Annotated in this window: 9 protein-coding genes and 2 pseudogenes; 2 read left to right on the forward strand and 9 right to left on the reverse strand. The window is 57.8% G+C overall.

The features are described 5' to 3' along the window. Nucleotides 1–208: 208 nt before the first annotated feature. Nucleotides 209–1192 (forward strand): annotated as a pseudogene (gene istA / locus B3P22_RS19305) (IS21 family transposase); the annotation flags it as partial. On the opposite strand, the pseudogene B3P22_RS19310 reads toward istA, so the two are convergent. Beyond that, a pseudogene (locus B3P22_RS19310) lies at nucleotides 1191–1957 on the reverse strand (IS3 family transposase); the annotation flags it as partial. The pseudogenes istA and B3P22_RS19310 sit on opposite strands and share 2 nt — an antisense overlap. 23 nt (nucleotides 1958–1980) lie before the next feature. Here B3P22_RS19310 and B3P22_RS19315 point away from each other — a divergent pair. Next, nucleotides 1981–2760 (forward strand): site-specific integrase, encoded by a 780-nt coding sequence (locus B3P22_RS19315; RefSeq protein WP_051605121.1) that lies wholly within the window; start codon nucleotides 1981–1983, stop codon nucleotides 2758–2760. Between the two features lie 21 nt (nucleotides 2761–2781). Here the strand turns inward: B3P22_RS19315 and B3P22_RS19320 are convergent, their stop codons facing one another. The 8 genes from B3P22_RS19320 to B3P22_RS19355 form a co-directional block, all read right to left on the reverse strand. Continuing rightward, on the reverse strand, nucleotides 2782–4602 hold the full coding sequence (locus B3P22_RS19320) for a hypothetical protein (protein WP_230585268.1): 1821 nt from the start codon (nucleotides 4600–4602) through the stop codon (nucleotides 2782–2784). Further along, nucleotides 4602–7073 (reverse strand): AAA family ATPase, encoded by a 2472-nt coding sequence (locus B3P22_RS19325; protein ID WP_038664477.1) that lies wholly within the window; start codon nucleotides 7071–7073, stop codon nucleotides 4602–4604. Before B3P22_RS19325 ends, B3P22_RS19320 begins: the two co-directional genes overlap by 1 nt. Further along, the gene (locus B3P22_RS19330) at nucleotides 7073–8563 is read right to left on the reverse strand and encodes a hypothetical protein (RefSeq protein WP_038666039.1); all 1491 of its coding nucleotides are present in this window, start codon (nucleotides 8561–8563) and stop codon (nucleotides 7073–7075) included. The genes B3P22_RS19325 and B3P22_RS19330 overlap by 1 nt, the downstream gene beginning before the upstream one ends. Further along, nucleotides 8547–11942 (reverse strand): DEAD/DEAH box helicase, encoded by a 3396-nt coding sequence (locus B3P22_RS19335; protein WP_296272182.1) that lies wholly within the window; start codon nucleotides 11940–11942, stop codon nucleotides 8547–8549. Before B3P22_RS19335 ends, B3P22_RS19330 begins: the two co-directional genes overlap by 17 nt. A 6-nt stretch (nucleotides 11943–11948) precedes the next feature. Then, nucleotides 11949–13385: a protein kinase domain-containing protein gene (locus B3P22_RS19340; RefSeq protein WP_296272184.1), complete on the reverse strand. Its 1437-nt coding sequence runs from the start codon at nucleotides 13383–13385 to the stop codon at nucleotides 11949–11951. Nucleotides 13386–13390: 5 nt separating this feature from the next. Next, nucleotides 13391–14086, reverse strand: coding sequence for a PP2C family serine/threonine-protein phosphatase (locus B3P22_RS19345; RefSeq protein ID WP_043100170.1), 696 nt, complete (start codon nucleotides 14084–14086; stop codon nucleotides 13391–13393). Further along, nucleotides 14086–14751, reverse strand: coding sequence for a vWA domain-containing protein (locus B3P22_RS19350; protein ID WP_038664489.1), 666 nt, complete (start codon nucleotides 14749–14751; stop codon nucleotides 14086–14088). The genes B3P22_RS19345 and B3P22_RS19350 overlap by 1 nt, the downstream gene beginning before the upstream one ends. A gap of 199 nt (nucleotides 14752–14950) precedes the next feature. Continuing rightward, nucleotides 14951–15112, reverse strand: a complete 162-nt coding sequence (locus B3P22_RS19355) for a hypothetical protein (RefSeq protein WP_153574101.1) — start codon at nucleotides 15110–15112, stop codon at nucleotides 14951–14953. Between the last annotated feature and the right edge of the window lie 132 nt (nucleotides 15113–15244).

The raw sequence follows: 15244 nt of genomic DNA on the forward strand, positions 1-15244 counted from the left end.
GTGATGCCCGTTCGCTTACAGGTATAGTGCGGATTCCACGGTCATCTGGCCACCCATTCCATAAGCATCTGACCACCGATTCCACGGTGATCCGGCCACTGATTCCACGGCCATCCGGCCACTCAACCGGGCAGGCAGTAACGCAGGATTTCTTCACTACCATCGACCTCTTTTTCGAAGCAGAGAGGTCGTCGTGGAGCGTTTATCCATGCGTAAGATTCGCGAAGTACTTCGTCTCAAGTTCGAGGTCGGGCTATCGGCTCGCCAGATTGCAGTCAGTGTGCAGGTCGGTCGTGTCACCGTCGGCGATTACCTCAACCGCTTTGCCGCCAGCGGTCTAGCCTGGCCCTGTTCGTTGTCCGATTCCGAACTGGAGCAGCAGCTGTTCCCGCCACCGCCGGCGGTACCCTCCGAACAACGACCGCTGCCTGATTGGTCTTGGGTGCATGCCGAGCTGCGTCGCCCCGGCGTGACCCTGGCGCTGCTCTGGCAGGAGTACCGCCTGAACCAGCCGCAGGGTTTTCAGTACAGCTGGTTCTGCGAGCACTACCGGGCCTGGCAGGGCAAGCTGGACGTGGTGATGCGCCAGGAGCATCGCGTCGGCGAGAAGTTGTTCGTCGACTACGCCGGGCAGACGGTGCCGGTTATCGACCGCCACAGCGGCGAGATCCGCCGGGCGCAGGTGTTCGTCGCGGTGCTTGGCGCGTCCAGCTACACCTTCGCCGAAGCCACCTGGTCGCAGCAGCTGCCGGACTGGCTAGGCTCGCATACCCGTTGCTTCGCCTTCCTCGGCGGCGTGCCGGAGATCGTGGTGCCGGACAACCTGCGCAGCGCGGTAAGCAAGGCCCATCGTTACGAGCCGGACATCAACCCCAGCTACCGCGACCTTGCCGAGCACTACGGAGTGGCGGTGGTGCCGGCGCGGGCGCGTAAGCCGCGCGACAAGGCCAAGGCCGAAGTCGGCGTGCAGGTGGTCGAGCGCTGGATCCTCGCGGCCCTGCGCAACCGTCAGTTCTTCTCCTTGGATGAACTCAACAGCGCCATCTCCGTGTTGCTGGAGCGGCTCAATCGCCGCCCGTTTCGCAAGCTGCCGGGCTCCCGGCACTCGGCCTTCGAGGCTCTGGATCGTCTGGCGCTGCGCCCCTTGCCGGTGCAACCCTACGTCTACGCCGAGTGGAAGAAGGCGCGGGTGGCTTCATCGACCAGCCAATCACTTGGCGCGAAAACAGATCCAGTACCACCACCAAGTACAACCAACCCTCATAGGTGCGGATGTAAGTGATGTCGGTGACCCAGACCTTGTTCGGTTCACTGACGTTGAACTTCCGCTCCAGACGGTTGGGCGAGGCCACAGTCGGCTTGCCACCATAGTACCCGGGGCGCCGACGATAACCGGTCTGCGAGCGCAGTCCCTCTCCCCGCATCAGGCGAGCCACGCGGTGCCGGCCACAAGACTCGCCCAGCTCACGCAGGTCGTCGTGGATCTTGCGGTAGCCGTAGACCTCGCCGCTTTCCAACCAGGCATGCTTGATCAATCCGAGCAGACGCTGATCCTCCTTGGCGCGTGCAGATTTCGGCTCGGCCAGCCAGGCGTAGTAACCGCTGGGATGTACCTGGAGGGTCTGGCAGAGGCGCCGCACCGGGTACTCCACCGACAGCTTGCTGATAACGGCGTACTTCAGCCGGACTCCTTGGCAAAGTACGCGGCGGCCTTTTTTAGGATGTCTCGCTCTTCGGTCACTCGCTTGAGTTCAGCGCGCAAACGACGCAGTTCGGCTTGCTGATCATCTACCTGCTGCCGCTGTACTTGGGGCTTGCTGTAGCGCTTTACCCAGGCGTACAGGCTATGCGCGGACACACCTAGACGCTCTGCCACATCGGCAACACGCAAGCCGCGCTCAGTGATGTGCTTGACCGCTTCGATCTTGAATTCTTCGGGGTAACGCTGGTTGCTCATGGCACCTCCTGATAGGCCTCATTATGAGGCTTGGAGGTGTCTACGAAACTAGGGGCGATTCACACCAAGCGGCCAAAGCCATCAAGCAGCTTGTCAACCCAGTGACAGCGCAAGGTTCAACACTTCCCAAGAAACCCAAACTCAAGCAAATCCGCTCGATCACTGAAGAAGACTACAGAGAGCTTCAGGAGCATCTGTTAGCGCGTGAATTCATGGACGAGGCCTGGTCGCTCGTACTTGCCTATTACTTGGGGGTACGCCCCTGTGAGATGCGCTCGATCACGGTGACAGGCAATCACGTTCATATCATTGGCGGCAAAAAAAATGCTCCGCAGGATAGGGGCGCCGACAGAACACTGGTCATTGACGACCCTGCCGTGCTCCAGGTTGTGGCTGGCGCCGCGAAATGGATGCGTATCTGCCCTCGCACTAATACAGCTATTCGGGATCGCCTGCGCAAGGAGTGCCGTGCTCTGTGGCCACGGCGCAAACAGCAGCCGACCCTGAAAAGCTTCAGGCACCAGATTGGTTCGAACCTGAAAGCGTCAGGTGAAAGCGATGAAGCTCTCGCCTACATGATGGGGCACCAATCCATTGAATCCATCAGCGTCTATGGGAACCGTCGATCTGGGGCTGGTCACAAATTGCATATCAGACCTGCACAGGACGCTGACTTGTCAAAAGTTCGCCACCCCAAACAGCCTGCTGTTTTTGGTCGAGAACGAGTGGTCGGCCGTATCGAGGCGCCACAGCGCCTGACAAACCGACGAACAACTGCACACCCTGTCGCAAATGAACGTTAGCGTTAGCGGCCGGGTATCATCTCAGGCGCCAGCCATCTGCCTAATCGTAAATGCCCTTCGTCCAACCACCGTAAACCCAGTGGACTCCGGTATTGACTGTTCAAAAACACGCCCGGTCTGCTCCAAGCGCAGATAGCGCGTTGCGCACTTTTTATCCAAACAGTTGGCTTTGAACCCTAAAGGGCTTTGGAAAACCAGCGGAGCCCTGCCAGAGCACACCGGGCACTTTTCCAAAGCAAGAATCGCCTGGTTGTGACCTTCCAGGGCTGACGCTTGCGCAGTGGAGTTAGAGGCAACCAATGCCTCCTTGAGCGCCGTCACTGCCTCCCCGGCCAAGGCCTCAGTAACAATCAGTTCATTTTGCTCTGAATTAACCTGAACCCCCGCAACCTGCTTTGCCTGTTCCAGCACTTTTTGCGGGATTTTTTGCAACGGCTGCGCATACGTAATCAGAGCCATTCGGCAAAGCACCTGGTCAACCAGCAAGCCAAAGCGCTCCGTGCAATACATGTCCGTGGGAGACAGCGGTATCCACTGCTCCGGGCAATAAGCCGCATCAATCTCCTGCCCCATTGCCGGCCAGGCGATAAACCGCTCCTTGCTCTGTGGGGTCACCTCAGGAGCAGGCGCATCACTCAACCAAGGCACAATGGTAAGCAATACCTCCTCTGGCGCTGAAAGGCCAGGAGAACTGCAAAGCAATTGCCACTCCAGCCCACGTTGCCGAAGAAGTATGTGCCTTCCGGCCCAGACACCTTCGTCCTGGCCATTCAGATAAGGCAGCAGTGCCCTCCTCATAACCAGACCGGCGTAACGAGAATAGACAGAAGCAAGAGACTGGTTCTGCCTGAAGCGCTCTGCTGGCGTGGCACGCTTGGCCTGCGCCACCTTCGCCAACTGATCCCACAAGATAGCCAGATGCCGATAATGCTGGTCGTGGCCAAGTATGTTGGTCATATGCAGCGCACCTGTCACTTGCGCCTGCCGACTGACCAACAAATACAGACCACTTTGCTGCAGACCCGTAATCGTCTGGTACAAGCCCTCAAGTTGATTAAGCGTTTTACCAAGCAACGTTGATGCGTTACTGGTTTCCTCTGCGCTGAATGTCATCCCCCACAAGCGACAAATTTCTTCACGCAGACGGTAATCGACATTCTCCGCCTCATAGAAGCGCAGCGCCTGATTCAGCGTCGCCTGCAAGCCACGCAACTCCGCCAGGCGTCCGTGCAAATAGCGTTCAATCTTATCCAGCAAGCGCGCAAAGACACGATTCTCATAGATGCCATAGTCATCTTCGCTGAAGCGGGCCAGTACCTTCTTGGGGATCACGCCACTCAAGGTCTGCCGCTGCCAGCACTCCGAGTGCGAGGCCAGATGCACCAAAGCCCCTTTTGCCAAACGGCGTGCGCGCCCGATATCAGCCACCTCATCCTCATAATGCAGATCAAGGCGCGGACGCTGCGAGATGTGATGCAGATGCCCTTGCTTCACCACATCCAGAAGCTGCTCCTCAAAGGGCTGCAGATGGCTCTTGGCATCAATGATGGAAGCGGGCATCAGGGGGGACATCAAAGGCGCCTGCAGCGCCTCGGCATCAATAGTCGTAATGACCTTGCTCAGCAATTCCGTTGCCGCCGCCAGACTTTTTTGCGACGGCGTAAAAGTGCAAGCCTCATCACCCAACTGGCAGCGCTGGTCCCCATCACTCACCAGCACACCCGTAAATACCGGTGTATGTCCATTGAACGCAGGCCCGTCACCCACGGACTGATAGCGACCGGGCGGAATGAGGGCGGGCAAGTGCCGGCACTGCTCACCAGTAAAACGATCAATCCACATCAGCTACGCCCATCCAGGCGACGAATATCAGCCTCCAACAGCTCCATAGACTTGCGCGGATCACCCGCCAGATCAGCGCTGATCCAGAACTCCTCCAGAGCGCCCTTCAGATTACGCAGCGTCTCGGCAGAAACGTTGTAGCGGCCGGTCACTTTGCCAGGACGCATGATTCTCGTGGCCAGCAAGTGATCGAGCGCCTCCCCCGAAGAGGCCCCGCAGGCCAGCATGACAGGGATGAAATCCAGCGCCTGTTTTTCAAAGCGGTTCCCCCAGCCCAGCTCAAACTGGCTGCCCAACTGTTCGGTGAAGGCATCGCCGGTCAAGTCCTTCAGCAGCTTGACGACCTCCTCCTTGCGCTCAGCACGTGCCTTGCCAAATGCCTTGCGCAAGGAGCGATAAGAGTAGTTGGCCGGCTCAAACGACTTGATCGTGAAGCGCTTATCCTGCTTGGGCAGAGTCATTACATGAGCACGATCATAGGTCTTGTCCGCCAGCTCATTGGTGGTTTCATCATGGTTCGCGGTACCAATAAACCAGACATTGGCTGGCACCCTGATCTTGCGTCCCTCGGCCAGCATCGCAGGTGCATTGGGCAACGACGTTTCCGAGAGGCTGATCAAGCGCTCATCGGGGTTGTTCTTCTCCAGGGCAGAGAGGAACTCGGCAAAGTATTGCTCAGGGCGCGACAGGTTCATCTCGTCCAGCAGGATGATGTTGCAGGTGTCTTCCCAACGCGGGGTCTGCGCTTTGTATAGCGCCTGCAAGCAGTCCTTCTCGTAGAACCGTCGCTCAAAGGCGTTGTAATGACCAAGAAGATCATCCCGATCACGCCAACCGGCCTGCACTGAGATGTCTGTGCAGAAGCCCCCCATTGCTTTGGCAAAAGCCTTGGCAAGACTTGTTTTACCGGTACCACTGATACCCTGGAAGACATGCAGCTGGCTCATGGCCAAACCACCCAGCAGCACGCGGATATCCTCGATCGGATAGAACAGTTCTACATGCTTTTCAGCTTTAGCAATCCGATGCTGTAACTGGGTGGCAAATGTCTCTAGATCAGGCACTTCATCCAGTTCCATACGCGCCCGGTAATCACGCTCACTATCCATCAGCGACATGGCAGGGAATGGCGTCTGGGTCTTCTGCGCACTGGTCAGCTGCTCGATGCGGCTTTCCAGATCATCAATGTGAACGGTAAGGGTATTCTTGTGTTGCTCCAGAACACGTTTCTCACGCGCCACAGCCTCAAGCTCTGTAGCCGCGACACGCTTGTTGCTCAACTCACGACGCAGCTCATCCCGCTCAGGGCGTAGCTCAGCTACTTCTCTTTCAAGATCAGCCTTGCTGTCACGCAGGTAGTCATTATCGCGCTGCAATTGCGCCGTATCCGATTGCTCCAGGCTGCGCTTGAGTTCACGGTTTTCCTGACGCAGCGCTTCCAGTTGCTGCAGGATCTCAGCTCCGGATACTTCGCCCAGGGATTGCTTGAGCTCCTGAATATCGAGCAGCTGCTCCTTGAGTTCATTCGCCTTGCTCCAGGCCCGCTCACGCTGCTCTTCCAGCTTGGCAACAACCTGGTGATGATTCGCCCGCTCGGATGCCATTTCCTCATCCAGACGCTGCTGCAAGGCCTTTTCCTCTGCCTGGATATCCGCCCACTCACGATCCAGGCGGCTACGCGCACGATCTAACTCGACCACTTTCTGCTTGATGTCGTGCTCACGCTGATCAAGCAACCTGACACGTTCAGCCTCTGCCTCCGTGCAACTGAACTTGACCTCCGCCAGCCGCCTTGCTGCCTGGGAAATTTCACCGTCGAGCTGGTGCTTGTCTTCGCGCAACGACTGAAGATCCGCTTCATGCTGACGCACCTGCTGACGTTGTTGCGCCTCCAGCTTACGTAAAGCCGCTTCGTTTTCCGCAACAAAGCCGGCTTGCGCATTGGCCTCTCGCATATTCAGGGAACGCTCGGCCTCCAAATTTTCGGCCATCTTCAGCGCCAATTCCTGCTGAGCCTCAAGCAGCTTGTCCCACTCAGCCTTGAGCTCAGCTTTCTCTGCATCCAGTCCGGAGCGGACGGCCACAAGCGCTTCCTGTTCGGCTACCTGCGCCAGTGCCGCCGCCTCGGCAGTTTCAGCTAGTTTGCTGGCAGCAGCCCACCTCTCGGCATATTCGTCATGCAAACGCTCCTTGAAGCGCACCAACTCCTTGCAGAGCGTGGCGAATTGCTCAATCCAGCGAACCAGATCACTGTCGCCCTCAAAACGCTCGCAGACGCCGCGCAACCACTCACGCTCGACAGAAATATCCAGTGTCATGTCAAAAGACTGATAGGCCTTGGAAGCGTTCTCGAAAGAAGCGCTCCATACATTCACTTGCTGCTCCACTGAAGCACGGGCCATACCGACCGCAGACGGTGCCGCTGCAGGGATTTGCTGTGGACCAAACTTGTTCGAGCTTTTCTTGCCCATTACATCCATTCCTTAAAAAATTCGGTGAAGCCCAGCGCGTACTGGATGTTATCCAGCGTTTCCTCATAGGTGAGGGGGGCGACTTCTCGTCCGGTAAAGCGGCTCTGCGCATGGCTGCTGCGGTTACGCAAATCCGCAAGCAGCAACAGCCTGTCAAGTTGCAGCTCGCGAGCTAACAGCGTCTTGAACGGGTGCCCGGAGTGGTTGAGCGTTCCCATTGCTGCAGCAAACAGCAAAGCCTTCAGGGAGCTGCCTGGCCGAGAGCAAGCCAAAATGATCTGATTGATGTTTTGCCCGGCTAGTTTGCTGATTACCCCGTCGGTAAACGCCGGCAACTGCAAGGCGGATAGCACGCGCGCATTTAGCCCTCGGCCAAGGTTTTTCTGTTTGGGCAGATGGCCTGCTTCAACTGGATATTGGTGAATCAACCACTGCATGAGGACCTCAAGCAGTTTCTGGCACTCCATCACTGCAGCATCCAGTTCCTGCTCACTCTGGTCGCCTTGTTCCAGCTTGTTCATACGCAGTAGCAGGGCTGCCAAATGCCGCTTGATATCCGGTTGCCGCGCCGCCCAGGGGTATTCCGTGAGCACCTGCATATCCGCCTGCTGGCGCATGGCCTGCAGCCACTGCTCAACCGTCTGATCATCCGCACGCGGAACAGAAACCAAAGGCTGCAAATGGTTGAGCAGGTACTTGCTACCCCCCTCAGTCTGCTCCCGCAAAGCATCCTGTAACCACCAGGCGTTGGCTCGCAGCGCAAACGGATCGTCGACTGCCCACAGCTCCAGCCCCTCGTCATCAGGCTTGGCCCAGAGCAGTACCCTTGCAGGCTTGGCGGTATCATCCAGCCGCTGCACCCCAGACAACTTAAGGAATTGCGGGAACTGGCCGCTATCGAGCTGCCGAGCTGCCCGGCAATCATCCCGATAGTCGCGATAAGCTATCGCCAGAGCCTCATGATCCAACGTCGGCAGTGATGACTTGCCCGCCGCCATCACAAACGGCCGGATTGACTTGCCGCTTTTCCGCTCCCCTTTGAATACGGGATAGCGTTGCAGCGGATCTTCGGGCTCGATCGAATCAAGCTGCTCAGCGAAGCGTGGCCAGAACTGACCACTGATAGCATCCTGGAACAGATAACCAGCCTTCAGGTTGTCATCCTCAACAGACTCACCATCCAGCAGTTGCTCGCCTTTTTCAGTCAGCCCACGGGCACTATCAGTCAGCCAGCCGTTACTCACCCCTTGAGCCAGTATCAGCTTGATCAGATTGACATGCAGCCCGGTCAACTCAGCGATTGCCTCCGCTTGCGTCAACTGTGCCCGGATCAACCCCAGCACAGCGCGCTGGAACAGATTCAACTGAGCCTCTTTTGCCTCGGGATAAAGCACGCGATGAACCAGCACCGGCCACAACAAGGGCCTAGCCTCGCCGCGAGGCTTTTCAGCAAACTGCAGATAAGTACCGGTTTCAGCGAATGCAGCCATGCTCACCCCCACACAGCTGATAAAAAGCAGCCAGAGCTGGTACAGCCTCTTGTGCATCCGGGTTACTGGCCAAAGCAGCATCCCCGACACAAATCAGCATCTGCCTTTGCCGGCTCATGGCCACGTTCATGCGGTTTGGCAAACGCAGGAAACCAAACTGACGGTTCAGTTGCAGCTCACGCTCACCCCCCTCGCTGGCAGCAGCTCGCACCGAGCGATTGGGCTGGAAACTGCGCACGCAAGACAGCAGCACCACATCGAACTCCTTGCCCTGGAAGGCGTCCACCGAGCCAACCCGCAAGCGTTCCTCTGCAACCACGCTTCCATCTGCCTGCACCTTGCGGGTCAACTTGAACTGCTCATGCGGCTCGTAGCCCCCCTCGCGCTTTACCATCAAGGGAGTACCGTCGATTTTCTGCTGAGCGAGCTTCTCCATGATCAGATCGCGCTGTGCCGCGTAGAAAGTAATGATGCCAACAGACAACGCCTCACCGCCGGCCTGCATCAGCTTTACCACTTCTTCAGCAATGCGCTGCGCCTCCACCTCTCGAACCCGGCTAGTGCCACGGCGCTGATCACGCCCCTGTACCGTCGGCACATCAATCCACTGACAAACATGGCCACGGTACGACTCCGCCAGCGGCCCCAGCCTGGAAAGCAGCTCCTGGCTGAATACAAACGCCTCTGCCGGCCTGCCGGAATGCAGAACCCCCAGGTTTTCACATTCATAGAAGTGCTTACTGACAAAGTTGCCCAAGACCGGATGCATGCGGAACTGGGTATCAAGCATCACCACACGGCGAATCGAATCCTGCTTTTCCAAATCCTGTAGCTTGACCCGCATACGCTCGAAAAGACTGGATCGGAAAGCCGCCAGTTGCAGTTCGGTCAGTTCATGCTCCTCCTGTAACTGCCCCTCGATATCCGGCTCAAGCATGTGCGGGAGCTGGCGGTCATCGCCCACCAGAACAATCCGCCGCTTGGCCATGGACATCGGAATAAACAGATCCAATGGATTGGCCCGTGCTGCCTCGTCGATGACAACCGTATCGAACTCGATATCCGAGTTGGAGCTAGTGGATACCTCTTTCAACATTTCCATCTGCTTGCCCGCAGCCTGCTGGCAGGTTGCACCGACCACCATCGAATACTCATTGACCACAGCCCGCGCAGCGGAACGATCGGACTCCAGACTATCGACCAGTTGCTCCAAGACCCATGCAACCCCCTGCTTGCGCTTGGCCATGCGGTCTTCCAGATAGCGATCCACCTCATCAAGCAGCGCTAGGCCATCAGGGTCTACCTGGCGTTTCAGCGCAGCCGGCCGGTAATCCGGCAAGTGCTGATCAAGCAACAGATCCTTCCAGATCTTCAGAGCCTGAAGGGTCGCCGGCTCAACGTGCGAGCAGTCGGCAAGTTCTTCCAGCAGGCGCAGCAGCTCCGGGGCCACACCTTTTTCATGGCGCTTGAGCCAGCTCAGCAGATCCCAGGCACGCTCGCCGCCATCATCGGTAAAGGCAGCAACCTCGACACGCAGAGCACGGATACGCCTGAGCAGCTGAGAGGGAGGCAGACCTCCCGCAGCTGTAGCCGGCGCTTGACCGGCAAGCGTATCGATATACTCCTCGAACTGACTTTCAAGCCGGGGCGGCAATGCCAGGCCGCTTTGCTCCAGTTCACGCAAGTCATGCAAAAGGCGCTGGAACTCATCCGCCTGCTGTGCAGGGCCGGTACTCGCTACCCGGGCAAGGGCCAACCTCGCGGAAATGGCCCGCAACTGCTCAAGCTCAGGGAAGCGGCTGTATTCCTGCGCAATCTTGCGGTGCAAATGAGCCGCCTGGCGTTCCAGCCAAGGCTCAATCAAAGTCGCCTGATCACTCTCGCCGTGCTTGCCGCCCACCCGCGCGCCAGGTAAGCCGAATACATCGCTACGCTCCAGTGCATTGTCGACGGCATCATGCTGAAAACTGCTGACCAGTACCTGCGCCGCAATATTCTGCTTCTCCGCTCGCTCCCCCAGACAACGCTGCAATGCTGCAATAACCTGGGTTTTACCGGTACCAGGAGGGCCGATGATGATTGCCAGATCAGGGGTATTGAGCGCGCAATCCAGCGCCAGCGCCTGCTTCTCGGTCGGCTTGCCACCCTTGAAAGACTCCAGCACGTATGGGGTCAGCCCGCTGATCGGGCGTCGTCGCGCAGCAGGAACCGCAACCCCTTCCAGCAGCCATTTCAATTGCGGCAGTCGCGTGCCCGAGTCAATCGACTGCTTGGCTGCCAAGCGACGCTTACCCATCGAACGTTGGCCGGCAAGAGACAGATACAACCAGCCCTCCCCCGCTTTCGGTCGGATGTTGGTCTTACCCGCCGCCTGTTTGAAAATCACGCAATCTGGCTCGAAGCGAATAGTCCCCCGCGGAGCATTGGCAGTCCTTTGAGCCTTCTCGGATGAAAGCTCTTCCAGCCAGTCCGGACGCTGATCGCCCAGATCAAACTGATCATTGCTGCTCAGCTCCAGATCGCGCCAGCGCTCGCGGAACACCTGATACTGCTCCTGCGACTTGGGAATCAGACGCCAGGCATTGCCACGCCCCTCCTGAAAGCCGTGGCACTCGGCGTAAGCCAGAGAACCCAAACTTTCTGCCTGCTCTAAAGCTCTTTGCCACTCTTTATCGTTGTAAAGATTCCAGAGTTCGAGATAGCTGGCGTTGTCACGCAGCGCCGCACTCAGCAGAGCCTGCTGACTGGCGCTGCCGAGTGCAGCCGCAACAGAGGCATCCTTAAATTCAAATTGGCCAAGCAGGATGGAGAATGCACCATCACGATGGGTATGACGGTTAACACGCTTGAGCAGATAACTGCCATCCTGGCGCCGCTCGACATCGGCACGCCAGCCATTACCCAGCAACTGAAAGCCGCCCTTGGTAGCGGTATTGCTGAAACGAGCAACCGTCAGCCAGTCACCCTCAGCCAGGCCCTGTACCACAAAGTGCTCGGCAAACCAGCGACAGGCCAGTTCAACAGTGCTGCCGGCAATTTCGCGCTTGGCGTGCAAATCCTCAGCAAGCAGCTCATCAACACCCAGTTCAAGCTGCATTGCCGTTACTTCAACCGGTGCGCAGTATTGCACCAGCAGCTTGTTTTTCTTCGTACCGGTCAGCAACCAGCGGGTCTGATCACGCAGGGCCAGACGGCCAAATATTTCGGCATCGGCCTTGGCACAATTGACGCGGATGCGCACATCTCCCTGCACCGCCAGCCAGTCATCTTGATAGCGCTGCAGGAAAATCGCCTGCCCGTCCTGCAAGGCATCCACAGACTCATCTGTAGAAAGCGCCAGCACATCGGCTGACAGCATGGGGAAATCTTTAAATTCCATTTGCCATCACCACCGGAATTGCCAGACGACTTTGCTGGAGGGCAACCCGGAGTCCTTATGCCCTGACTTCGCAGGCTCACCTACATGAATCAGGAAGGGTTCCTCATCCTGGCCACGCAGGCTCTCCTTGAGGCCCTGATAACGCTGCAACGGTTTAATGTTCTCCCCGCGCTGCAACTGCAACTGGCTCTCAGGAAGCGGGAAAATCCCCAGGCCCTTGTCGCTGTACTCGATACGGATATGGTCAGCCGGCCAACGGTCATAGCTGAACGTCGGCAGCAAGCGCTTGAGCTCAACCTGCCCTCCCGGCTGCAGCCAGACCTTGCGCCCCGTCGCTACCAGGTCTGGAGGAGCCTCCGCATCCCCGTCCTGCTCGGCAGGCAAGGCAATGAACTCCTCAAACATAACCAGACGACTGTCAGCCGGCTCCGGGCAGAAATAACACTCCGCTTTGTCCGCTGCCCGCAAGTCCGCTGGCAACAGGCTGGTACTGCCGCAGCCAGGGCAGCAATAGATGCGCTCGTCCACTTCAACCAGCGCCTCAAGCCACTCGGCCATAGCCGGGCGCTCATAGGGGCTGGCTCGCCCACCCTCAAAGCAACGGCTAAACAGTTGGGGCAGCTTGCTGTGCTCCAGCAGTTGCAGCGGCAGATTAACGAAGCAAGCGTTACTGTCGTCCTCGCTATCGTTGATCCAGGGGTGCTCACCGCGCAGCGCGGCATCCTCGATTTCAGGCTCACCGTCGCTGACCATCTCACCCTTGAACGGGTGGTTGTGTGTCAGCAACTGATAGGCAATAACGGCGAAGCTCCAGCAATCGGTGAGGCTGGACAACAACGCCTCACCACGCACCACTTCCGGTGCGCCATAGTCCACGGTGTGCAGGGTCAAGCCACTGTGGCTATCGAGGCTGATGTTGTCGCAGTCAATCAACCACGTCTCGGCAAACGCCGGATCGTCCGAGACAAAGATATTGTTCGGCGACAGATCACCGTAGAGCATGCCGCGCCCGTGCAACTGATTCAGTGTTCTGGCCATCTGGCCCAGAATACGAATACGCCGACGCAGCCCGCCCTGGCGCAGATAATCTTCATGCGCCTCTTCTTCAGCATTAGCAAAACTGTCCAGCAGCCCCTGCAAAGGCACCAGCCCGTCCATCAGCTCCATCACATAACCGCAGCGTGGCTCAGCCAGCAGTTCAAGCGGTCTAGCCAGCTTCAAATCGGCCAGATCCTGCCGGGTCAGCCATTCGATGTGCTCACGCCAACGACGGCGCGCCTGCTCATCCTTATTGGTAAACCCCTTGATCAGAGCTTGTGGGTACTGGGTGCGGTAAACAACGCCCTGCCCACCACTGCTCAACTCACTCGTGAGCTCATAAACCGAACCTTTGCTGTCCTGCACCATGCGCTGCTTCTGCGGCGCGGCCTTGTTCGTGCTCATCTGTATCAATCCGTTAAGAAAATTCCAGCAATGCTCTTGTCGTCACCATGGCGCGGCGTCGACCAGTCCAGCAGCTCACCCGTCAACCAGCGGCGCATGCGGCGCTTGCTACTACAACGCAGTTGGCGCCGGTAAATGGCATCAAAAAACGACTCAAGCTGCGATGGAATCAGGTCATCCGAGATACCATCCGTCATCAGCAGTACGCCATCACCCGGCTGGCTCAACTCAAACTCGAAACTGCGAGTATTCCGGGCATCCGCCTGGGCCAAGGTCAGGGTCTGATTACCGAAGCCCTGGCGTTGATCGGTCAGCACCTTGAAAGCGCCAGCGCTTCTTGCCAGCAGCAATCCATCGCCAATCTGTCCGGCAACAGCCCGGCCACGGGCATCCACGCGCGCCCACAGGCAGGTCGTTTCATGCAGGCGATAACGCTCGCCAAAACAGGCCAGCCAGGCCTTGCGAACCTCGTCAGTAACCGCTGCATGAGTAATGTCCGCCTGGCACCGAAGCACGTGCCGTGACAACTGCACCGCCTTGTGCGAACCGAAGTGGCTCAAGGGGCGACTGCCCAATCCATCGGCAACTGCAACGCACCAACCGCCGCGTATACCACTGACGGCCAGGGCATCCTGGTTAGGTGAGTCATCCTGTTGGTGGGCGGGGCCCCTCACCGAAGCCCCACTCGCCAACAAGCGCATCAGAAATCCCAGTCCTGATCATCCGTCGGGATTTGCAGCGGAGCAGACTGATTCGGCGTCGCCGAGCGGCTACGTGCACTGACGCTCATCGTCACAGCGCGGAAAAAACGGTGGATATCCGCAGCATTCTCGGCACGGAACAGCGGTGCCTCCGGGTCATTGGCAAAATCACCGAGCATGCTCTCATCGGCATCAGCACCGATGGCCATGGCAAAGCGAGTGGCCTTGGACGAGCGCTCGCCATTGGCCAGACGAGCAAAGGAACCCTGCCAGTCATCAGTAGGGTGGCCATCGGAAACCAGCACGATTACCGGTTTGTAGGCGCGGGAGGGGATGCTGTCCTTGTCTTCGATCATCTGGCTGGCCAGTGCCAGAGCACCACCCAGCGGAGTCGCCCCCGCAGCAGTAAGCGGGGTGAAGCCCTGCAACTGATGAGCCGGAGTCAAAGGCAAATTCACCTCTGCTTGACTGCCAAAGGTGATCAAACTGACCTGCAGTTCAGCCCGCAGGCGGCTCTCGCCGGCAAAGCTGCTGATCATGTCTTTCAGGCCCTTGTTCAGCGCCTCGATCTTGCCATCCACAGACATGCTGCCACTGGTGTCAGCCAGAACGATGATCGGCAGCGGACGGGCGGTTTGGACCTGGAATTTTTTGAGTTCCGACATTGTGTACTTCCTTGGTAGTCAATTGGATATCTCCCTATAAGCGCATTCCGTGCCAACTCATGTTTTCTTTTAAAAACAGTATGTTATGCAATCTTGAAGGCCGAGAAAGATCGTTATATACGTAAAAACCGTTATTTATTGGTAATTTTGTTTACCGACACGAACAGGGGCTCATTCACAACGCTGTGGGAAATACCCCTCACAATCCCCAGTAATACTGCTTAATCTTCTGCGCCATCCGCTGTCGGCGTTCGAGCAGAAACTCGTCGAACTGATCCGGCGCGTAGGCATCCAGATTGTCCGGCAGACAGTTAGCAGCCAGGTTCGCCTTGAGGCCCTCCAGGCGGTGGTACGCCCCCACGGCGCGTAACCCAACAGTGGAAGTGCACCCATGATCAGGCTTGGGGCGGCGGCCAGGGGTGCTGCCTTGAAAAAGCCGGACTGCAGAATTCTCTTTCGCAATTATTTGTGAACTCTCAAAAGCCAGAGAACG

It is taken from the genome of Pseudomonas sp. UBA6323 (assembly GCF_002439135.1).
GTDB lineage: Bacteria > Pseudomonadota > Gammaproteobacteria > Pseudomonadales > Pseudomonadaceae > Aquipseudomonas.